General features: G+C 71.1%; 19 protein-coding genes. 11 read left to right on the plus strand and 8 right to left on the minus strand.

The window, feature by feature from the left end:
• Positions 1 to 45: 45 nt before the first annotated feature.
• Positions 46 to 879 carry a dihydropteroate synthase gene (gene folP, locus BM085_RS08000; RefSeq protein WP_093886361.1) on the minus strand — a complete coding sequence of 278 codons (834 nt, stop codon included), beginning with the start codon at positions 877 to 879 and terminating at the stop codon, positions 46 to 48.
• Positions 880 to 968: 89 nt separating this feature from the next.
• Entirely contained in the window at positions 969 to 1,835 is an 867-nt protein-coding gene (locus tag BM085_RS08005; protein ID WP_093886362.1) for a LysR family transcriptional regulator, read from the minus strand.
• A gap of 576 nt (positions 1,836 to 2,411) precedes the next feature.
• Between BM085_RS08005 and BM085_RS08010 the strand changes: the two genes are divergently transcribed.
• Both BM085_RS08010 and BM085_RS08015 read left to right on the plus strand, forming a co-directional pair.
• Positions 2,412 to 3,479 carry a neutral zinc metallopeptidase gene (locus tag BM085_RS08010; RefSeq protein WP_093886363.1) on the plus strand — a complete coding sequence of 356 codons (1,068 nt, stop codon included), beginning with the start codon at positions 2,412 to 2,414 and terminating at the stop codon, positions 3,477 to 3,479.
• Positions 3,480 to 3,622: 143 nt separating this feature from the next.
• A complete protein-coding gene (locus BM085_RS08015; RefSeq protein ID WP_245789211.1) occupies positions 3,623 to 5,446 on the plus strand; it encodes an LCP family glycopolymer transferase in 1,824 nt (607 codons plus the stop codon).
• Positions 5,447 to 5,521: 75 nt separating this feature from the next.
• Here BM085_RS08015 and BM085_RS08020 read toward each other — a convergent pair whose 3' ends face one another.
• Entirely contained in the window at positions 5,522 to 7,567 is a 2,046-nt protein-coding gene (locus BM085_RS08020) for a spermine/spermidine synthase domain-containing protein (protein ID WP_093886365.1), read from the minus strand.
• 171 nt (positions 7,568 to 7,738) lie between these two features.
• Between BM085_RS08020 and BM085_RS08025 the strand changes: the two genes are divergently transcribed.
• Positions 7,739 to 9,097, plus strand: coding sequence for a S8 family serine peptidase (locus BM085_RS08025; protein WP_093886366.1), 1,359 nt, complete (start codon positions 7,739 to 7,741; stop codon positions 9,095 to 9,097).
• 4 nt (positions 9,098 to 9,101) lie between these two features.
• Entirely contained in the window at positions 9,102 to 9,335 is a 234-nt protein-coding gene (locus tag BM085_RS08030; RefSeq protein WP_093886367.1) for a hypothetical protein, read from the plus strand.
• Between the two features lie 29 nt (positions 9,336 to 9,364).
• On the opposite strand, the gene BM085_RS08035 is transcribed toward BM085_RS08030, so the two are convergent.
• Both BM085_RS08035 and BM085_RS08040 read right to left on the minus strand, forming a co-directional pair.
• Positions 9,365 to 10,096 carry an ABC transporter permease gene (locus BM085_RS08035; RefSeq protein WP_093886368.1) on the minus strand — a complete coding sequence of 244 codons (732 nt, stop codon included), beginning with the start codon at positions 10,094 to 10,096 and terminating at the stop codon, positions 9,365 to 9,367.
• A complete protein-coding gene (locus BM085_RS08040) occupies positions 10,093 to 10,833 on the minus strand; it encodes an ABC transporter ATP-binding protein (RefSeq protein WP_093886369.1) in 741 nt (246 codons plus the stop codon). Before BM085_RS08040 ends, BM085_RS08035 begins: the two co-directional genes overlap by 4 nt.
• Before the next feature lie 76 nt (positions 10,834 to 10,909).
• On the opposite strand from BM085_RS08040, the gene BM085_RS08045 reads away from it, so the two are divergent.
• From BM085_RS08045 to BM085_RS08055, 3 genes are all read left to right on the plus strand, one after another.
• On the plus strand, positions 10,910 to 11,584 hold the full coding sequence (locus BM085_RS08045) for a TetR family transcriptional regulator (protein ID WP_093886370.1): 675 nt from the start codon (positions 10,910 to 10,912) through the stop codon (positions 11,582 to 11,584).
• A gap of 64 nt (positions 11,585 to 11,648) precedes the next feature.
• Complete coding sequence (locus BM085_RS08050) at positions 11,649 to 12,143, plus strand: nitroreductase family deazaflavin-dependent oxidoreductase (RefSeq protein WP_093886371.1); 495 nt, start codon at positions 11,649 to 11,651, stop codon at positions 12,141 to 12,143.
• 112 nt (positions 12,144 to 12,255) lie between these two features.
• Positions 12,256 to 13,143 (plus strand): ion transporter, encoded by an 888-nt coding sequence (locus BM085_RS08055; protein ID WP_093886372.1) that lies wholly within the window; start codon positions 12,256 to 12,258, stop codon positions 13,141 to 13,143.
• Positions 13,144 to 13,268: 125 nt separating this feature from the next.
• On the opposite strand, the gene rpsD is transcribed toward BM085_RS08055, so the two are convergent.
• Positions 13,269 to 13,883 carry a 30S ribosomal protein S4 gene (rpsD, locus tag BM085_RS08060; protein ID WP_031163409.1) on the minus strand — a complete coding sequence of 205 codons (615 nt, stop codon included), beginning with the start codon at positions 13,881 to 13,883 and terminating at the stop codon, positions 13,269 to 13,271.
• Positions 13,884 to 13,970: 87 nt separating this feature from the next.
• Here rpsD and BM085_RS08065 point away from each other — a divergent pair, with 87 nt between their 5' ends.
• Positions 13,971 to 14,699 (plus strand): DUF2470 domain-containing protein, encoded by a 729-nt coding sequence (locus BM085_RS08065; RefSeq protein WP_093886373.1) that lies wholly within the window; start codon positions 13,971 to 13,973, stop codon positions 14,697 to 14,699.
• A 300-nt stretch (positions 14,700 to 14,999) separates the two neighbouring features.
• Here the strand turns inward: BM085_RS08065 and BM085_RS08070 are convergent, their stop codons facing one another.
• Entirely contained in the window at positions 15,000 to 15,578 is a 579-nt protein-coding gene (locus tag BM085_RS08070) for a ClpP family protease (RefSeq protein WP_093886374.1), read from the minus strand.
• 212 nt (positions 15,579 to 15,790) lie between these two features.
• On the opposite strand from BM085_RS08070, the gene BM085_RS08075 reads away from it, so the two are divergent.
• The 3 genes from BM085_RS08075 (at position 15,791) to BM085_RS08085 (ending at position 18,440) form a co-directional block, all read left to right on the plus strand.
• On the plus strand, positions 15,791 to 16,351 hold the full coding sequence (locus tag BM085_RS08075) for a hypothetical protein (protein WP_093886375.1): 561 nt from the start codon (positions 15,791 to 15,793) through the stop codon (positions 16,349 to 16,351).
• Between the two features lie 271 nt (positions 16,352 to 16,622).
• Positions 16,623 to 17,198, plus strand: a complete 576-nt coding sequence (locus BM085_RS08080; RefSeq protein WP_093886376.1) for a copper chaperone PCu(A)C — start codon at positions 16,623 to 16,625, stop codon at positions 17,196 to 17,198.
• A 15-nt stretch (positions 17,199 to 17,213) separates the two neighbouring features.
• On the plus strand, positions 17,214 to 18,440 hold the full coding sequence (locus BM085_RS08085; RefSeq protein ID WP_093886377.1) for a Dyp-type peroxidase: 1,227 nt from the start codon (positions 17,214 to 17,216) through the stop codon (positions 18,438 to 18,440).
• 20 nt (positions 18,441 to 18,460) lie between these two features.
• Here BM085_RS08085 and BM085_RS08090 read toward each other — a convergent pair whose 3' ends face one another.
• Positions 18,461 to 19,258, minus strand: coding sequence for a GbsR/MarR family transcriptional regulator (locus BM085_RS08090; RefSeq protein ID WP_093886378.1), 798 nt, complete (start codon positions 19,256 to 19,258; stop codon positions 18,461 to 18,463).
• Between the last annotated feature and the right edge of the window lie 247 nt (positions 19,259 to 19,505).

The following is a 19,505-nucleotide window of genomic DNA, read 5'->3' on the forward strand; positions in this document are numbered from 1 at the left end:
GTACGGGCTACCGGCGCGGCTCGACGACGGCCGGCGCGGTACGGGCTACCGGCGCAGCTCGGCGACGACGGCCAGCGCGGTACGGGCGGAGGCCGCGTCGTGGACCCGGAAGACCCTGGCGCCCTGCCAGGCGGAGACCGCCAGGGTCGCCATGGTGCCGGCGTGGCGCTCGTCGACCGGGAGGCCGCCGAGGGTCTCGCCGACGAAGTCCTTGTTGGAGACGGCGACGAGCACCGGCCAGCCGGTGGCCACCATCTCGTGCAGCCGGCGGCTGACCTCCAGGGAGTGCCAGGTGTTCTTGCCGAAGTCGTGCGCCGGGTCGATCAGGATCGACTCCCTGCGGACCCCGGCGGCGACCGCCCGCTCGGCCAGGTCGACGGTGTAGGCGACGACGTCGGCGACCACGTCGTCGTAGGCGATGCGGTGCGGGCGGGTGCGGGGGACGACGCGGCCGGCGTGCGCGCAGACCAGCCCGATGCCGTGCTTGGCGGCGACCTCCGCCAGGGCGGGGTCGACCCCGCCCCAGGTGTCGTTGAGCAGGTCGGCGCCCGCCTCCGCGACGACCTCGCCGACCTCGGCACGCCAGGTGTCGACGCTGATGATCAGTTGGGGATGGCGCTCCCGGACCGCCGCGACCAGGTCGGCCACCCGGCGGATCTCCTCGGCGGGGTCCACCTCGTCTCCGGGGCCCGCCTTGACGCCGCCGATGTCCACGATGTCCGCGCCGCCGTCGACGGCGGCGTCCACCGCCTCCAGGGCCGCCGCGAAGCCGTACGTCCTCCCCCTGTCGAAGAAGGAGTCCGGGGTACGGTTGACCACCGCCATGATCGCGAACTCGCCGGGCCGGAACTCACGGCCACGCAGGCGCAAGATAGTCATCGAGACCGAGCCTACCGCCCGGTGTCGGAGAGGCAGGCGCTCCCACCTGCGCCGCCTCTGGGGGGTTCGGGAAGAACAGACGCTAGGTCCTAGGCGGCCGACCCACCTTCGGCCACCGACAGGAACTCCTGGGCGATGGCGGGCAGCCGCCGTCGCGCGTGGACGATGGCGATCACCCGGCGGACCGAGGGATCGAGGGGGCGGACCACCAGCCCGGCCCGGGTGGCCTGCTCGGCCATCCCCCGGTACCAGAGCAGGGAGGCCGCGCCCGAGCGGACCGTGTTCAGCCAGTTGCCGCGCTCGTCCAGTTGCACGGTCGGCACCGGGGTGACGCTGTACTTGGCGAACAGCGCGTCGAACTCCCTGCGCCGGGCGCTGCCGGGGATCGGCAGGACCAGCCGCATGCCGTTGAGCCTGCTCATCGGCACCGGGTTGGGCAGGTCCATGCCGGGCGGGGAGATCAGCACGATCTCCTGACGCTCCAGCGGGTGGCTGACCAGGTCGGCGGGGACGGGCAGGTCCGTCAGGCCGAGATCGGCCCGCTGATCCCTGATGGCGTTCACCACGCCGTCCCGCCCGTCACAGCGGACGATGTGCACGCGCACTCCGGGGTGCTCGGCGCTGTAGGCGGGAAGGAGGCGTCCGGCCAGCCCCGGCTCAAGGCTGGGGGTGGAGGCGATACGCAGTTCCGCCTCGGAATGGCCATGGCTGGACAGTGCCTCGATCTCGCGGACCGCGTCGAGCGCCTCCTTGGCGAGCTTGACCACCCGGCGCCCCTGCGCCGTGACGACCACGCCCCGCCCGGAACGGGCGAACAACGTCATCCCCAGCTCTCGTTCGAGGTCTCTGATCGCACGGGAAAGCGCAGGTTGTGCGATGTACAGCGACCTGGCCGCATCGGTCATGGTGCGGTGCTCCGCTGTCGCGACCACATAGCGGAGCTGCTGCAGATTCATGGCTTTGAAGCTAAATCACCGGGCTGGGATCGGTCCTGCACATCGCGGAGATCACCTCGGATGATTTCGGAATGTAATCGAACGCAGCGACATCCGTGACGGGTGAGAAATCAGTATGCTTACGCCCCAAATTCGGCAAAGGTCCGGGCTTTCGCGCCATATCGGACGCTCGGGTTAACGGGAGACAGCGTGACAGGCAACGGGCACTACCCTCCTCTCCCACCTCCACCTCCGCCTCAGGGCAACCCGTACCCTGTCCAGCCGCCGCCCGCCTGGGCTCCCGCGCCGCCCCAGGCGCCGCCGCAGGGCTATCCTCCCCAGGGCCCGCCGCAGGGCTATCCGCAGGCTCCGCCTCCGGGCCAGGGCTATCCCCCGCCGCCGGTCCAGGGGCCGCCGCCCGGCTACGGCTATCCGCCGCCCGCTCCGGCGCAGCCGCCGAACCAGGGGCCGCCCCCCGGTTACGGCTATCCGCCGCACCCGCCCGCACCCCAGGGACCGCCGCAGGGGCCGCCTCGGGGCCACCCCGCGCCCGGCTATCCGCCCCCGCCCGGCCAGGGGTATCCGCCGCGGGGGCCCATGCCGTACGACCGGCAGCCGCCCCCGCCGCCGGACCCCCGGCACCGGCCGCCGGCGTATCCGCCGCCCCAGTGGCAGCCGCAGCGCCCCCGCTCCGGCGGTGGCGCCGGCGCGATCATCGGCGGGATCTTCGGCGTGGTCGCGCTGGTGTTCGTCGGGCTCGTGGTGGTCGGGGCGCTGATCAAGGGCAGCCGCACCGCGGACCCGGTCTCGCCGGTCGCGATCCCCACCTTCACCCCGTTCGAGCGGCCCACGAGCAGCACCGCCTCCCCGCGGGCCACCGACTCGCGCCCCACCGAGTCCACGGTCACTCCCCCGGCCAGGCGGCAGATCCTGAACACCACCCTGAAGAACAACACGCTCTACCGGGCCGGGGGCCTGCCCAGGGTGAACTGCCCGGTGGGCTCGCCCAGCATCTACAGCCACAGCCAGCTCAAGGCGCTGATCCTGAAGACCTCCAAGTGCCTGGACAGGGGCTGGTCGCAGATCATGCGCGCTCGGGGCATGACCTGGCATCCCCCGGGCTACGCCGTCACCTCCAGCCGGGGGCGCGGCGCCTGCGGGGACTTCCCCTCGGCCGGCAGCATCGTGCCGTACTACTGCCCGCGCAACACCACCATCTACGCCTCGACCACGGCCATGACGAAGGGGTCCGGCAACTCCGGCGGGTACGGCCAGATCACCGACTGGCACGGCGGGGTCATCAGCATGATGGCCCACGAGTACGGGCATCACGTCCAGCAGCTGTCGGGCCTGTCCGACGACTGGTGGCGGCAGACCACGCGCTCCACCAGCCGCAGCGGCAAGCTCGCGCTGAGCCGCCGGTTCGAGCTCCAGGCCACCTGCTTCGGCGCGATGTTCATGCGCTCGGTCTCGGCCAGCTACCCGGTCACCCCGGCGCGGCGCAACACGCTCTACTACTTCTACTCGCGGGTCGGCGACTGGCCGGGCTACCCCCGCGACCACGGCTCGCCCGCGAACAACAATCGCTGGTTCCGCCAGGGCTACGAGAAGAACAAGACCTTCCAGTGCAACACCTGGCTGGCCCCGTCCTCGTCGACGTCGTAGCTTAGATGACCGTTAACCGAGAATTGGCCATCTGTCTGTCATGTCCAGGTATGGGGACTAGAATCCTGGCAATTCTGTGTAATCGGGGCCCCTCGGCTGTTTTGCCAGGTGGACTGGGATAAGACGTAGGAAGCGGTGTGACGATGCACCTTGGGCAGGACTCGGGGGATTCCGCCGATAACGGCGGGAAACGGCGCACCCGGCGGCGCGGCGCGGGCGGCGAGGCACAGCCCGGCGCCGACGGCGCGCAGGGCGCCCCTGAAACACCGGCCTCAGGGCTGCCGGAGACCGGCCGGGGGCGAGAGCCCGAGGCGGCCGACAACACCGTGCGGGTGGAGAAGCCCGAGCAGGCGCGGGACGCGGGACAGGACCGCGAGCCCGCGCAGGCGGCCGACAACACCGTGCGGGTGAGCAGGCCGACGCCGGCGCCGGCGGCCGAGCCCCCGCTGTCCGCCCCGCCCTCGAAGAACCGGCCGCAGTTCGCCAAGCCGCTGACGACCGCCTCGCTCATCGGCTGGACCCTGCTGTCGGCGATCCTGCCCGGCGCGGCGCACCTGCGCGCCGGGCGCCGCCGTACCGGCTACATCCTGCTCGGCGTCTTCGGCGTGCTGCTGGTGGCCGCGCTGGTCGGCGGTCTCGCCCTGGCCGGATCGGGCAACTTCGGCTTCGCCACCCGGGACGGCGCGCTCCTGACCGGGGTGATCGTCGCCGTGCTCGGCGCGCTCGGCTGGTTCCTGCTGGTGCTGTCGTCCTACATCTCCCTGAAGCCCAACCGGCTGACCGGCAGGGGGCAGATCGTCTCGGGCATCGTGGTGGGCGTGCTGTGCGTGTCGGTGATGGCGCCGTTCGCGCTGACCGCCAGCACCGTGCTGACCGCCAAGGAGACGGTCAACGCCATCTTCCCGAGCGTCAAGGACGACACGGCGGTGGCCCCGATCAAGCACGAGGACCCGTGGGGCGGGCGCAAGCAGGTGAACTTCCTGCTCATCGGCGGTGACGGGGCCGGCAACCGGGAGGGCGTGCGGACCGACAGCATGAACGTGGCCAGCGTGAACGTCGAAACCGGCAACACGGTCATGTTCAGCCTGCCCCGCAACCTGCAGCACGTCCGCTTCAGGCCCGGCACCCCGCTCGCCAAGCATTTCCCCAACGGCTTCATGCGCGAGCTGCCCAACGGCGGCCTGCTCAACGAGGTCTGGCAGTACGGCGAGGACCATCCGGAGATCGTGCCGGGCAAGAACGACCAGCGCGGCCCCCGGGCGCTCATGAACGCCATCGGCCAGACGCTCAACCTGCAGATCGACTACTACGCCCTCGTGAACATGTTCGGCTTCGCCCACCTGGTGGACGCCATCGGCGGGCTGAAGATCCGGGTGGAGAACGACGTCCCGTGGGGCGGGCTCTACGGCACCGCGGGCACGATCAAGGCCGGTTACCAGACGCTGTCCGGCGAGGAGGCGCTCTGGTACGGGCGTTCCCGCGTCGGCAGCGACGACTTCTCCCGGATGGCCCGCCAGCGGTGCGTCATCGGCGCCTTCGCCCAGCAGGCCACCCCGTCGGTCGTGCTCACCAACTTCGTCAAGGTCGCGAATGTGGCCAAGCGGATGGCCAAGACCAACATCCCCCGCGAGCTGCTGGAGCACGTGACCGACCTCGCTCTCAAGGTCAAGGACGCCAGGATCACCAGCCTGCAGTTCGTGCCGCCGGAGTTCTACACCGGCTCCCCCGACTGGCAGAAGATCCGTACCGCGACCGCGAGGGCGCTGCGCCAGTCCGCCCAGCCCTCCCGCCGCGCCCTCGCCGCCGGTGTGACGGCCTCCCCCGGCGCGACCGCCTCCCCTGGCGCGAGCGGCGCCAGCCCCACTCCGGACCCGACCCCCACCAGGTCCGTGACGGTCCGGCCGAGCCAGACCCCCACCCAGAACGGCAAGGCGGCCCAGTCCCTCAGTGAGCTCTGCGGGTTCTGACCTCCCGCGCACGCCGCTGTGGCCCGGCTCCCCCTGGGGAGCCGGGCCACAGTCCTCTCACCGTCCCCGCCGCGCTCAGGCGGCCCTGGCGCTCCGGGGAAGCAGGGCGAAGGCCCCGAGATAGAGCAGGCCCGCCACGACCAGCAGGGCCTGGTAGCCGATGACCAGCGCCAGATACTCCAGGCAGCCGCCGACCATCGCGCCCAGCAGGTTCGCGCCGAAGGCCGTCGTGCCGTCGCTGGAGTCGGCGAAGCGCTTGGCGAACACCACATTGGCCGCGAAGATCGGCAGGAACGCCACGACCACGGCGACCACCGCCCGCAGCGGCAGCGGCAGGCCCAGCAGCCAGGAGTTGGGCACCAGCCAGGCCAGCACCAGCCCGCCGAGGAGCACGCCGTACATGACGGGCACCGGCGGGGTCCTGAAGCGGCGCGTCACCTCCACCGCGGCGAGCACGGCGACCAGCACCCCGGCGAACACGATCGCGTTCACCACCCAGGTCGTGCCGAACAGCAGCGCGAACCCGGTCACGCTCCTGGTCTCCAGCAGTAGGAAGGCCACGCCCAGCAGGAACAGGTCGGCGTAGGGACGCATCCGGGTGTACGGCCCGGCGACCGCCCGGACGGCGAACACGCTCACGAGCAGGATCAGCCCGAGGGTGATGAGGTAGATCTGGGGGATCGTCCGGTCCTTCAGGTAGAGGAAGGGCCGGTCGTCGCCGGTCGGCGGCGGGGTGAGGGCGGTCGCGCCGGCCCACTCGGCGCCGCAGCTCTGGGTCCGCGCGCTGAGGCCCGCGGTGATCACGGCCTGCTGGCCGGTCTCGCTGACGATGTCCACGCACGGCTTGTGCCCGAAGGCGGCCTGCATGGTGGCGGCGAGCCGGTCCACCAGCCAGCTCTCCCGGTAGTAGTTGTACATCGAGAAGGTGCCGCCGGGCTTGAGGCGGTCCCTGGCCGCCTCCATGGCCTGCTGGGTGAACAGATAGCTCTCCAGCCGCAGCGAGCTGGCCCCGGAGACCAGGGTGAGCGAGTCGGGCAGCGCGAACAGGATCAGGTCGTACTTCCCGGAGGTGCGCTCCAGGAAGGCGCGGCCGTCGGTGACGACGGTGGTGACGCGGGGGTCGGCGTAGGGCCTGTCGGGGTGGTAGGTCCCGCCCAGCTCGCGGAGTTTGGGGTCGATCTCCACCGCGTCCACGCGCTTGGCGCCCTTGGCCAGCGCGATGGCCACGTCGGTGCCGCTGCCCGCGCCGACGATCAGGACGTCGTCCAGCTTCTGCGCCGCCGCCCGCTCGTACGGCAGCGCGTACTGCCGCTCCCACTCCAGCCGGTTCCGCGCCGGGACGGCCTGCTGGTGCGGGATGCCGTTGACCTGGATGTCCATCACCGGGACGCCGGCATAGTCGAGCCGCTTGTAGGTCACCTTGTAGTAGGGCGACCACAGCGCCCCCGCCGTCAGCGTCTCCACCGCGAGGGCGCCGACCACGACCAGCGCCGGGACGGCCAGCGCGAGCCGCCCCCAGGCCGTGCGCGGCCACAGCAGCACGAGGTAGGCGGACGCGGCGATCGTGCCCCACACGACCGGCGGTGCGCTCAGGAACGACAGCGCGGTGAACAGCGCGATGCCGGTGAGGCTGCCGACCAGGTCGTAGCGGTAGGCCTCCAGCCGGTCCAGCTCGGGGAAGCACCGCCCGACCAGCTCGGCCGGGCCCATCAGCACGATCGCCGCCGCCACGAAGATCACCGGCAGGATCAGCCAGGGCGGCGGCCCGCTGGTGCCCAGGCTGGTCCAGTACAGGACGCCCTCGGTCTGCCGGTCCACGGTGACCGGGAAGAAGAGGATGACCAGCACGAGGACGGCCAGGGTGATCGGCGAGTAGTACGGCTGCCTCGTCGTGCGTCCCACACGGAGGAAGCCGAGCCCGATGCCGAGGAACGAGCCGAGCAGGACGAAGTTCGTGAAATAGCTCAGATGAACGATGTTCGATCCGGTCCATCGGATCAGCGCCAGCTCCAGGAAGAGCATGAAGGCGCTGGCCACGATCAACCTCGGCCGGGTGCTCAGCCAGTGGGTGGACGGGGCGTCGGGATAAGGGGGTGGCGTCGTCTCCGCCGCTGCGGTCATGCCGTCCAACGCTAGTGACCGCCCTGCCCCCATGGAAGGAAATAAGTGTCAGCGGTTTGCGGGGTTTAGGTGGGCGGATACCGATGCAGGATGCTTTGAATGGGTGGACGCGATCGAGGCGGATGAAGGAACGTGGAGGGGTCCGTTCCCCCCGAACCCTGGTGGTGCACCATGCGGGTCCTGATCCAGCTCCGCCCCTCCCCGGACGTCGTCGCGGCGGTGGCCGATCCCGATGTGACCGCGACCACGGCCGACGTCGCCGACGGCCTGCCCGGGGTCGTCCTGGACCCCTCGTTCACGCCGGTCGCCGTGCCGCGGCCGGTGCCCGCCGCCGGTGGCGACCCCCTGTCCCTGAACCAGTCGCTGACCTTCTCCCTCTCCGCCGACGACGCCTCGGTCATGGTCCGCGGGGAGATCTCCGACGACGAGCTGTCCACCCGGGTCACCTTGCTGCCCACCCTCCGCAACGACGTCGTGGGGGTGTTCGCCGACCCGGTGATCGAGTCGAACCTCACCTGCGGCGGCGACGCCCCGGTGGGCGACTGGCACGACGTGGAGCGGCTGCTGCACGTCGCCGAGCTGCACGCCGAGGGCCTGGACGGCTCAGGCGTGGCGCTGGCGGTGCTGGACACCGGCATCAACGCCGCGCACGTGGCCCGCCATCTCGGCCGGGACCTGCTGCTGGACAAGGAGCGGAGCTGGAACCCCGACGGGGTGACCGGCAGGCCGGGCGAGTTCGAGGTCAACCACGGCACGATGTGCGCGTTCGACACCCTCATCGCCGCCCCGCGGGCCACACTGATCGACATCCCCGTGCTGCTCTCCCAGCGCCCCGGCGGCTCGGCCCTCGACGGCCTGCTGTCGGACGCGGTGGCGGCCTTCGCCCACCTGCGCACCGTCCTGGAGGCCCAGCCCGCGGAGACACGGTCCCTGGTGATCAGCAACAGCTGGGGCTCCTTCTCCCCCCGCTGGGACTTCCCCGTCGGTCATCCCGGCAACTACTCCGACAACCCGGCCCACCCGTTCAACCTGATCGTCGCCAGCCTGGAGCAGGCGGGCGCCGACGTGCTGTTCGCCGCCGGCAACTGCGGGCGTGACTGCAGGGACGGCCGGTGCGCCTATCCGGACCGGCCGATCGCGGGCGCCAACTCCCACCCGGGCGTGCTGTCCATCGGCGGTGTGGACACCGGCGGGCAGCGGGTCGGATACTCCTCCCAGGGGCCCGGCCGCCTCGCCCTCCGCAAGCCCGACATCTGCTCCTACACCCACTTCTCCGGCTCCAAGGCCTTCGGCGCCGGCGAGCCCGACTCGGGCACCTCGGCCGCCTGCCCGGTGGCCGCCGGCCTGGTCGCGGCCATCCGCACCCGGTGGCCCGTCTCCGCCCTCTCCCCCGCCCAGCTGCGCACCCTGCTGCGCCGCACCGCCGACGACCGCAGCGACATCGGGTTCGACTACGACTACGGCTACGGCGTCACCGACACACCGGGGGTGCTCGCGTCATTGCGGCGCAGAGCGATGCGCGTAGCGTAAGGGCATGAGACTCGTCACCGTACGGCTCCACTCCCAGGCGACGCTCGCACAGGCAATGCGCCGCCTGGGACTGACGGAGGAGGAGGTCGATTCCGGCTACGGCCTGGTGCTCATCGACCCCGGCCAGGGCCTGTACGGCCTGCGCGTGGCCGAGGAGGCCGCCCGCCGGATCGACCCGGCGGCGGGCGGCGGCCCCTACTCCGACCCGAGGATCGAGCCCTTCGGGCCGCCGGACTGAGGCGGGGCCGCGCCCGGACCGGCGGGGGTCTAGGCGTTCTCGCGGTTGAAGACGCGGGTCCCGGCCGCCACGCAGATCACCGACAGCACCAGGGTCACCCCGACGCCCGCGGCCACGGTCCAGGTCGAGTAGTGCCCGGCGAACAGCTCGCGCAGGGCTTCGAGCACGTAGCGGAAGGGGGTGAGCCGGGACAGCGCGTCCAGCCAGCCGGGCGCCATCGACATCGGCAGGAACGCGCCGGACAGCAGCACCAGCGGGACGGTCACGGTGCTCATGACGGGCGCGAAGAGGTCGGGGTTCATGGTGAGCGCGATCGCGTTGGACAGTGCGGCCAGGCTCACCCCCAGCAGCGCCATGAGGACGAGCCCGGCCAGCACCCCGGGGACGGCCGCGCGCATGCCGAAGGCGTACCCCACCAGGATCAGCATGACCGACTGGATCAGCAGGGTGACCGAGCTGCCCAGGACCCGGCCGAGCAGCAGGGCCACCCGGTGGGCCGGGGTGACCCGCAGCCGCTCCAGCACGCCCGACCTGGCGTCGAAGACGACTCCGAAGCCTGCCATGCCGGCGCTGAGCAGCCCCACCTGGACCAGCAGGCCGGGGATCAGCGTCTCCCAGGTTCCGATCGTGGCGAACAGCGGCCCGAACAGCACCAGGTACAGCAGGGGCTGCAGGACGCCGAAGACGATTCCGGCCTTCTGCCGCAGGGAGATCCGGACGTTGTGCCGGAAGATCAGCCAGGTGTCGCGGAGGATGCTCATCGGGCCGGCTCCTCTCTCAGGGATCGGCCGGTGATGGACAGGAAGACGTCGTCGAGGGTGCCGGAGCCGCCCTTGAGCTCGGCGGGGGTGCCCTCGGCGACGATCACGCCGTGGTCGATGACGAACAGCCGGTCGGCGAGCGCGTCCGCCTCGTCGAGGTAGTGGGTGGTCAGGAAGACCGTGAGGCCCCGCTCCTCCCGCAGGCGCCTGACGTGGTCCCAGAGGTTGGCCCGGCTCTGCGGGTCGAGGCCGGTGGTGGGCTCGTCGAGGAAGAGCAGCGACGGGCCGTGGACCAGGCCGAACCCGAGGTCGAACCGGCGGCGCTGGCCGCCGGAGAGCGCGCCGCCCGGCCGGGTCTCCAGCCCGGTGAGGTCGAGGTCGTCGAGCACCTCACGGACCCGCTCGCGCGCCTCGGCGGGGCGCATGCCGTACAGCATGGCGTGGAGTTCGAGCTCTTCTCCCACCGGGTTGGCCGGGCTGAGCCCGCCGTTCTGGGACACGTAGCCGATGCGCCGGCGCACGCCCTCGGGATCGGCGAGCAGGTCGTGCCCGGCGACCGTGGCGGTGCCGCCGGTGGGGCGGAGCAGCGTGGTCAGCATGCGCATGGTGGTCGTCTTCCCCGCGCCGTTGGGGCCGAGGAAGCCCACGATCTCCCCGGCCTCGACGGCCAGGTCCACACCCCGGACGGCCTCGACGCCGCCCGGGAAGGTCTTGCTCAGATCCGATGTCTTGATCATTTGATCGCCTCCATTTTTAAAGTAGCACCAATTTTGGTGTGACTGCAAAATTCATCCGGCACCATAGAATGGGCTCATGAGCGAAGGACTGCGGGAGCGCAAGAAGCGAGAGACCCGGCTGCGCATCTCCGACGTCGCGACGGGGCTGTTCATGGCCCGGGGGTTCGACAACGTGACCGTCGCCGAAGTCGCCAGGGCCGCCGACGTCTCGGTCAACACGGTCTTCAACTACTTCCCGGCCAAGGAGGACCTGCTCTTCGACCGGCGGGACGAGGTGGTGGACCTGCTCGGCAGGGTCATGCGGGAGCGGAGGCCCGGGGAGGGCGCGGCGGAGGCGCTGCGGCGCGACTTCCTGGACGCCCTCGACACCGGTCACTGGCGGTACGGCGTCCACGAGGGGGGCGACGCCTTCCACCGCATGGTCAGCGCCAGCCCGGCCCTCGTCGCCCGGCTGCGCGAGATGGACGACCTCCGGACGGACTCCCTGGCCCGGACCCTGGCCGACGAGGCCGGCGCCGACCCCGACGACCTCACCCCCGCGCTCGTCGCCGGCCAGATCTGCGCGACGCTCCGCGCACTGACGGCTTATGCCGTCCGGCGCATGCTCGCCGGCGAGAGCGTGGCCGCCATCACCCCGGACCTGCGCGAACAGGCCGACCACGCCTTCCACCTGCTGGAGTCGGGGATCGGCGGCTACCGCGTCCGGCGAGAGGAGGCCTCGCGGGGCGGCGGGGCCATGGATTTGACCTAACGCTTGCTAGGCTCTACGGTGAGGCGGAAATCGGATCGGGGCGGCGCGGGATTGTGAGATCACTGTGGGCCGACGCCTCATCGGGCTGCTCAGACCGTTCTTCCAGTGGCTGGCGGGGACCGACGCGTTCGCGAGGTTCGGACCGAAGATCGTGCCGCGGCTGGACCGGGCCGTGCACCGCCTGAGCCGGGGCAGGGCCGTGATGAGCGACCAGATGATCCCCACGCTCGTCCTCACCACGGTCGGCGCCAAGTCCGGCGAGCTCCGCGCGGCCCCGCTCGCCTGCCTGCCCGAGGACGGCGGCGGCTTCCTGGTGGTCGGCTCCAACTTCGGCCGCGCGCACCACCCGGGCTGGAGCGGCAACCTGCTCAGGACGCCGGAGGCCACGGTGAGCTTCCGCGGCCGGGAGATCCCCGTCACCGGCCGCCTGCTGAGCGGCCCGGAGCGGGCCGAGGCCTGGCCCCGGCTGCTGCGGATCTGGCCCGTCTACGACCGCTACAGCGAGAAGTCGGGCCGCGAGCTGCGGGTCTTCCGGCTCTCCCCCCGGTCGCGGCCGTGATCTGAGCCGGCGGGGGCGGGGCCGCCGCCGTAACGGATAGGAAGATCTTTCAAGCGATATGATCTACGCGCAGTTCACTCGGCCCTAGACCTTCGGGGAGTCGTCCGTGCCGATGCGCGAGCGTGTCCGCGCGGCCCTGGAGGCCCCGCGTTTCCATCAGGTCATCATCGCGATCATCGTGATCAACGCCGCCACGCTGGGGCTGGAGACCTCCGTCACGGCCGTCGAGCGGTACGGCACGGCGCTCGCCGTCGTCGACCATCTGGCGCTCTACATCTTCGTGCTCGAACTGGTCGCGAAGATGTACGTCTACCGCCGGGGGTTCTTCCGGGATCCGTGGAACCTGTTCGACATCATGATCGTCACGGTCTCCCTGCTCCCCACGGCCGGGGGCCTGTCGGTGCTGCGGGCGCTGCGGATCCTGCGGGCGCTGCGGCTGATCTCCGTGGTGCCGAGCCTGCGCAGGGTCGTGACGGCCCTGCTCACCGCGGTGCCGGGGATGACCTCGATCGTGGTGCTGCTCGGCCTGGTGCTCTACGTCACGGCCGTGATGGGCACCAAGCTCTATCACGCCACCGCGCCGGAGTATTTCGGGGACCTGCCCACCTCGCTGTTCACCCTGTTCCAGATGATGACCGGGGACGCGTGGTCCGACATCACCCGGGAGGTGATGGACGAGCATCCGTCGGCCTGGGTGTTCTTCGTGCTGTTCATGTTGGTGTGCACCTTCGTGGTGCTGAACCTGTTCATCGCGGTGGTGGTCAGCGCCATGGAGGACGAGCACGCCGAGGAGTCCGTCCAGGCCACCCAGGATCTCGGCGTGGCCGTGCTCACAGAGCTGGCCGCGCTCAGGGCGGAGGTGCGGGAGCTGCGGGAGCGGATCCCGGTGACGGTGACGGCGGCAGCGGCGGGGGCGGGGGCGGGGGCCGGCGACAGGAGCCCGGCCGCCCCGGCGCCCCGGCGGCGCGGATCGGCACGCGGACGGACCGGCGGCCGATGACCGGCGGCAGACGACCTGGCCGACGGCGGAGGGCCGGACCGATGACCGGCGACCGGCGGCGGACGGCAGGCGGCCCGGGATCCGGCGGCCGGTGACCGGGTGACCCGGCCACTCGGCGGCATGGGTCAGCGGGAGTAGAACTCCACCACGAGCTGCTCGTCCACGGGGACCACGATCTGCTCGCGCGCCGGGCGGCCGACCACGGTGAAGCGGAGGTCGGCGTGGTCGACGTTCAGGTACGGGGCGATCCGGTCGTCGGCGTAGGTGCCCTCGGCGGCGGCGACGAACGGCTGCATCGCCCGGGACCTCTGCCGCACCGCGACCACCTGACCCGGCTTGACCAGGTAGCTGGGGATGTCCACCTTGCGGCCGTCCACAGTGATGTGGCCGTGGGTGACGTACTGGCGGGCCGCGTAGATGGACGGGGCCAGGCCGGCACGGAGGACGAGCGAGGCGAGACGGCTCTCCAGCAGCACCACCAGCTCCGCACCGGAACGGCCGGTGCCGCGCAGCGCCATGTCCCAGTAACGGCGCATCTGCCGCTCGGAGACGTCGTAGTACCAGCGCAGCTTCTGCTTCTCCATCAGCCGCAACCCGTAGTCGCCGGTCTGCCGCCGGTTGGTCTTGCGTCCGTGCTCACCCGGCGGGTACGGGCGCTCCTCGAAGTAGCGGACCGCCTTGCGGGTCAGCGGGACGCCGGCCCGACGGGACAGGCGCACCTTGGGTCCGGTGTAGCGCACGATCACTCCTTTGTGGTTAGGTTTGCCTTATTGAGGTAAGCCTAACCTTAGTTGAAAGAGTCCCCCGATCTCAAGGAGAGCCGGTCCATGCAGCAGCCCGTCACCGCTCCGCCGGTCCCTGAGCGCGTCCGCACACTGGCCGCCACCGCCGCCCCCACCCACGTGTCCCTCGCCGGCACGGCCCTACCCGCCATGCCCGCCAGGGGCGGCGTGGACGGCGCGGGGCGTCCGGTGCTGCTGGTGCTGCCGGGAGACCCGCTCTATGAGGTGCGTGAGGAGCCGGTGGTGACCGTCGACCTGACCGCGACCCGCTCCCTGGGCGGGCTCGAGCTCTCGCGCGGCCTGCTCAAGGTGCAGGGCTGGGTGCAGGCCGTACCGGCCGCCGAGGCGCGGGAGAGCGCGGTGGCGATCGCCGAGCGCTGCCCGGACGAGGCCCTGTTCGACGCGCTGGAGCGCGCCGACGGCCCCCGGCTGCTCCGCGTCGACGTCGGTCAGGTGATCTATCTCACCGGCCCCGAATCAGGGGTCCTGGACGCCGAGGAGTATCTCGACGCGGGCCCCGACCCGCTGATGAGCGAGGCCGAGCGCATGCTCCACCACGTCAACGCCACCCACCGAGGGCAGTTGGAGACCGCGCTGCGCTCGATGCTCGCCGACCCGGTCTCCGAGGCGTGGCTCTGGGAGCTCGACCGCTTCGGCGCGACCATCCGCTCCGGCATCGACGACCCCACCCTGGTCCGCCTGCCCTGGCCCGCCCCCATCACCGACGCCGGCTCCCTGGAGCGGGCTCTACGCTGCCTGCTCTGCCACCACTGACCGCGGCCCCCGCGCACGAGAAAGGGGACGGCCGAAGGACAGGACCGGCCGAGACGACGGGGGCGGCCGAGGTGGCAGGACCGGCCGAGGTGACGGGGGCGGGCGAGGTGACGGATCGCTTCCGGAGGAGACGGGGACACATGAGGTGACGGGCCGCTTCCGGAGGAGACGGCCCGCCAAGCCCTTGCCGGGGCCCGCCACCGGCCGTACGGCGAGCCCGCCCACCGCCGTCAGGAAAAACTCAATGCCATTCCAGGACACGCCTGAATTGAGCGAGAAGATTTCCTTGACAGCAAATGACTAATTTGCCGAAGGGACCTCACTGGTCTTCCGGATAACCTCGTCGACCAGTCCGTAGTCCTTGGCCTCGGTGGCGGTGAACCAGCGGTCCCGGTCCCAGTCCTCCTCGATCTGCTCCAGCGGCTGGCCGGTGTGGAAGGCGATCCGCTCGCTCATCATCTGCTTGGTGTAGAGCATCTGCTCGGCCTGGATGACGATGTCGCTGGCCGTGCCGCCGACGCCGCCGGACGGCTGGTGCATCATGATCCTGGCGTGCGGCAGCGCGTACCGCTTGCCCGGCGCGCCCGCGCAGAGCAGGAACTGCCCCATCGAGCCCGCCAGGCCCATACCGACGGTGGCGACGTCATTCGGGATGTACTGCATCACATCGTAGATCGCCATTCCGGCCGACACCGAGCCACCGGGCGAGTTGATATAGAGCCAGATGTCACTCCTGTCGTCCCCGGCGGACAACAGCAGCAACTCCCCGCAGATCCGGTTGGCCACCTCGTCGTTCACCTCGGTGCCGAGCACGACGATCCTCTTACGCAGCAACCGCTGGTACAGCGGGTCCTCGAACACGGGCTGTGGACCGGTCATCACTTTCACCTACCCCGAATCCAGAATTCACGAATGGAGAATCCCTGCGACCATAACGCGGTGCCACGCCACGGTTTCAGTCCGTTCGCTTTCAGCGCTTTCCGCTGACAGCGCAAAGCACGTGCATTCATTCACGGGTCCGCGACACGACCGGTTCAGGGGTGGGATCTGGGGTGGGGGGCGACCGGGCCGTGTGTGATGATGGCCGCACCATGCCCGCGACCGTGCCCTTCCGCCTGGCCCGCACCTCGGCCTTCGCCGTGGTGTCCCTCGGGCTGGGCATGATCGCGCACGTGCTCGGTGGGGGCGTGATGCCTGCGTGGAGCGCGGCGGGCGGGCTCGCGCTGGCGTTCGCGGCGGCACTCCCGCTGACCGGGCGTGAACGCGGCACGGGGGTGATCCTGCCCCTCCTCGGGAGCACGCAGGTGGCACTGCATCTGCTGTTCTCCACGACGGCCCCGGCGGTCTCCCACGAGGCCCTCACCCACCCGCATTCAGGTCTGCTGCCGGGCCTCGCCATGCTGGTCATGCACGGCTGGGCGGTGGGACTGACCTCACTGTGGCTCGCCCGCGGCGAAGCCCTGCTCTGGGCGCTGCTGCGACGGCTCGGCGCCCGGCTCGGCCCGGTCCTCACCGGCGCCCCCTCCCCCGTGCCGGCGCCGCCCTCGGCGGTCGCGCACCCGGACGGGCCCGCCACGCTCCGTCCCTCCCCGCTCCGGCACGTGGTGAGCCGGCGAGGCCCGCCGGCGCCTCGCCCCGTCACGCCCTTCTGACCGGCCCGTTCCCGCGACGGCACCGTCCGCGTCCCGGAAGACCTCCGATGGGCTCGCCCGTTCCGCCGGCGACCCGTCCCCCGGCGACTTCCCAGCGGTCCTCTGACGACTTCCGGCGAGCTCGCCCTCCGACGGCCTGACGGGCCACCCGATCCGACGATCCCGGACCGCACGTGCGGTGCCGGGTGTCTCACCTGACCTCTCGGCGCCTTCCGGCGGCATGTCGAGCCCGGCTCCGGCCGCCGCGCCGTACACCTTGAAAGGCTTTTTCATGATCGTTCGTCGTGTTCTCTCCGCCGGCCTGCTGGCCGCCCTCGCCACCGCGTCGGTGAGCGCCTGCGGTGCGCAGTCCAGCGAGCAGCCCGTCGGGAAGGCGGCCGCACCGGCGGCCGCGAGCGCCCCCGCCACCGCCCCCGCCGCGGCCGACGCCGCTCCGCCCGTCGCGATCACCGATCCGTGGGTGAAGACCACCAAGAAGGGGATGAGCGCCGCCTTCGGCACCCTGGTCAACAACACCGACAGCGACATCACCGTCGTCTCCGGGGCCTCGCCGCTGTCGCCGAAGATCGAGCTGCACGAGGTGGTCGACGCCAAGGGGAAGATGGTCATGCGGCCCAAGGAAGGCGGCTTCGTGATCCCCGCGCGGGGCACGCACCAGCTCCAGCCGGGCGGTGACCACATCATGCTGATGGGCGTCACCGAAGAGGTGAAGCCCGGCGCGCAGATCCCCTTCACCCTCACCCTCAAGGGCGGCGAGACCCTGGAGTTCACCGCGGTCGGCAAGGACTTCGCCGGCGGCAAGGAGGACTACCAGCCCGGCAAGGACATGAACAAGAGCCACGGCTGACCGAGGACACATCCCATGCCAGACCCCCGACTGACACGCAGGGGACTCCTCGCGGGAGGCGCCGCCGCAGCGGCCGGCGCCCTCGCGGGGTGCGCCCCCGGACAGGTCGCCCTCTCCGGCCCGGCCGTCCCCCCCACCGCGCCGGAAACGGCTCCCCCGAGCTCCGGCGCCTCGGCAACCGAGCCCTTCCACGGCCCCCACCAGGCCGGGATCGCCACCGTCCCCCAGACCCACGCCGTGTTCGTCGGCCTGGACCTGCTGCCCGGCACCGGCCGCGAAGCCGTCGTGCGGATGATGCGCCTGCTCACCGACGACGCCCGCCGCCTGACCCAGGGCCGCCCCGCCCTGGCCGACACCGAACCGGAACTGGCCGCGCCTCCCGCCCGGCTGACCGTCACCTTCGGCTTCGGCCCCGGCCTGTTCACCGCCGCCGGCGTCCAGGACCGGCGGCCGGCGTCGGTGACGCCCCTGCCGCCATTCGTGATCGACAAGCTGGACAAGCGGTGGGGCGGCGCGGACCTGCTGCTGCAGATCTGCGCCGACGACCCCGTCACCCTCGCCCACGCCCTGCGCATGACGGTCAAGGACGCCCGCTCCTTCGCCCGGGTGCGCTGGACCCAGCGGGGATTCCGCCGCAGCCCGCAGGCCGCGGCCCCCGGCACGACCCAGCGCAACCTCATGGGCCAGCTGGACGGGACCGTCAACCCCCAGCCCGGCACGCCCGACTTCGACCGGGCCGTATGGGTCGGCGACGGCCCGCGGTGGCTGCACGGCGGCACCACCCTGGTGCTGCGGCGCATCCACCTCGAACTGGAGACCTGGGACGCCGCCGACCGGGTGGCCAAGGAGTTCACCATCGGCCGCCGCCTGGACACCGGCGCCCCGCTGACCGGGCACAGGGAGCGCGACGAGCCCGACTTCGACAGACTCAACGCGGTCGGCTTCCCCGTCATCTCCGAATACGCCCACATCCGCCGGGCCCACGTCACCGACCCGGGCATGCGGATCCTGCGCCGGGTCTACAACTACGACGAGGGCCTCACCCCCGAGGGACACGCCGACTCCGGACTGCTGTTCGCCTCCTACCAGGCCGACATCGACCGGCAGTTCGTCCCCGTCCAGAAGAGACTGGCCGAGGCCGACCTGCTCAACGAGTGGACGACCCCCGTCGGATCAGCGGTCTTCGCCATCCCTCCCGGATGCGCACCCGGCGGATGGATAGGAGAGACCCTCCTGTCCTGACCCGCCCCTGTCCGGACCCGTCACCGTCCAGCCCCGTCGAGCAGGGCGGGCTGGGCGGTGACATCTGCCTGGGGTCGTGCTCCGCTCTGACGATCTGTCGGCCGCCTCGACATGAAATCCTGCCGCCACTGCTCGGCGGCCTGGACCAGGTTCTGGCTGACGTGCTCGAAGAACTGGCTCATGTCCTGCAGGCGGGCGCCGGCAGGAGTGGTGGAGTCGAGGATTTCCGCTCCGTCACGGGCGAGATCGGCCATGGCGGCGTTCTGCCGGGCGCTGACCAGCCAGGCTCGGTACCAGACGTCGGGGTCGATGACGTACCGGTCGCGCCGCCGGCGGGGGTCGCGTTCGCGCCGGATCAGTTCGTGCCGTTCGAGTTCGCCGATGGCCTTGGAGATGGACGCCGGGCTGACCTGGAGACGCTGGACGAGTTCGGCGGCGGTGAGGCTGCCGCTGTCGGTGGTGTACAGGCAGGTGAGCACCCGGGCGATCATTCTCGGCAGCCCTGTCGCGATCATCACTGCGGTGAATCGTTCCTCCAGGGCGTGAACCGCTTGGGGGTCTCGCCCGGGCGCGCCGGTGGCAGCCGGTGGCGCTGGGGCCGTGGCGGGGGCCTGCTTGCGCCGGCGGGCCCGGCCTTCGGTCGCCTGATGTGCCCGGTCGGCCTGGTAGCTGTCGGTTCCACCGTTGCGGGTCACCTCGCGGGTGATGGTGGAGATCGGCCGTTGCAGGCGCTTGGCGATCTCGGTGTAGGTGAGTCCTTCGGTCAGCCCCGCGGCAATGTGCCGGCGGTCCTGGTAAGTCAGCCTGCCTCCCGGCATCGGGCCTTCGCCTCCTGTCGCTGTGCCAGCCCGTCGATGTGTCCGCGGGCAGATGGACAGTATTGCGTTCATCGACACCTCATTGCAAGCACGCTCATGCGTCTTGCATTCATTCACAGGCTCATTGCAAGCCCCAGAGGCTCTACCTGGCAAAACAGGAGGCTTTTGAGGTTGTTGTTGCAGATTTTGTAAATGCAAGCTAGCTTTTGGTCTGCGCTAAACAAGTACTATCGCGAGCGAGGCGATC

Origin of the sequence: Streptosporangium canum, assembly GCF_900113865.1 — a bacterium.
In the GTDB taxonomy this organism is placed as follows: domain Bacteria; phylum Actinomycetota; class Actinomycetes; order Streptosporangiales; family Streptosporangiaceae; genus Streptosporangium; species Streptosporangium canum.

What these genes read in the sequence shown, in the direction of transcription:
- folP (WP_093886361.1), bottom strand. Translation starts at nt 879, where the DNA reads ATGACTATCTTGCGCCTGCGTGGCCGTGAGTTCCGGCCCGGCGAGTTC.
- BM085_RS08005 (WP_093886362.1), bottom strand. Translation starts at nt 1,835, where the DNA reads ATGAATCTGCAGCAGCTCCGCTATGTGGTCGCGACAGCGGAGCACCGC.
- BM085_RS08010 (WP_093886363.1), top strand. Translation starts at nt 2,412, where the DNA reads ATGCCGTACGACCGGCAGCCGCCCCCGCCGCCGGACCCCCGGCACCGG.
- BM085_RS08015 (WP_245789211.1), top strand. Translation starts at nt 3,623, where the DNA reads ATGCACCTTGGGCAGGACTCGGGGGATTCCGCCGATAACGGCGGGAAA.
- BM085_RS08020 (WP_093886365.1), bottom strand. Translation starts at nt 7,567, where the DNA reads ATGACCGCAGCGGCGGAGACGACGCCACCCCCTTATCCCGACGCCCCG.
- BM085_RS08025 (WP_093886366.1), top strand. Translation starts at nt 7,739, where the DNA reads ATGCGGGTCCTGATCCAGCTCCGCCCCTCCCCGGACGTCGTCGCGGCG.
- BM085_RS08030 (WP_093886367.1), top strand. Translation starts at nt 9,102, where the DNA reads ATGAGACTCGTCACCGTACGGCTCCACTCCCAGGCGACGCTCGCACAG.
- BM085_RS08035 (WP_093886368.1), bottom strand. Translation starts at nt 10,096, where the DNA reads ATGAGCATCCTCCGCGACACCTGGCTGATCTTCCGGCACAACGTCCGG.
- BM085_RS08040 (WP_093886369.1), bottom strand. Translation starts at nt 10,833, where the DNA reads ATGATCAAGACATCGGATCTGAGCAAGACCTTCCCGGGCGGCGTCGAG.
- BM085_RS08045 (WP_093886370.1), top strand. Translation starts at nt 10,910, where the DNA reads ATGAGCGAAGGACTGCGGGAGCGCAAGAAGCGAGAGACCCGGCTGCGC.
- BM085_RS08055 (WP_093886372.1), top strand. Translation starts at nt 12,256, where the DNA reads ATGCGCGAGCGTGTCCGCGCGGCCCTGGAGGCCCCGCGTTTCCATCAG.
- BM085_RS08065 (WP_093886373.1), top strand. Translation starts at nt 13,971, where the DNA reads ATGCAGCAGCCCGTCACCGCTCCGCCGGTCCCTGAGCGCGTCCGCACA.
- BM085_RS08070 (WP_093886374.1), bottom strand. Translation starts at nt 15,578, where the DNA reads ATGACCGGTCCACAGCCCGTGTTCGAGGACCCGCTGTACCAGCGGTTG.
- BM085_RS08075 (WP_093886375.1), top strand. Translation starts at nt 15,791, where the DNA reads ATGCCCGCGACCGTGCCCTTCCGCCTGGCCCGCACCTCGGCCTTCGCC.
- BM085_RS08080 (WP_093886376.1), top strand. Translation starts at nt 16,623, where the DNA reads ATGATCGTTCGTCGTGTTCTCTCCGCCGGCCTGCTGGCCGCCCTCGCC.
- BM085_RS08085 (WP_093886377.1), top strand. Translation starts at nt 17,214, where the DNA reads ATGCCAGACCCCCGACTGACACGCAGGGGACTCCTCGCGGGAGGCGCC.
- BM085_RS08090 (WP_093886378.1), bottom strand. Translation starts at nt 19,258, where the DNA reads ATGCCGGGAGGCAGGCTGACTTACCAGGACCGCCGGCACATTGCCGCG.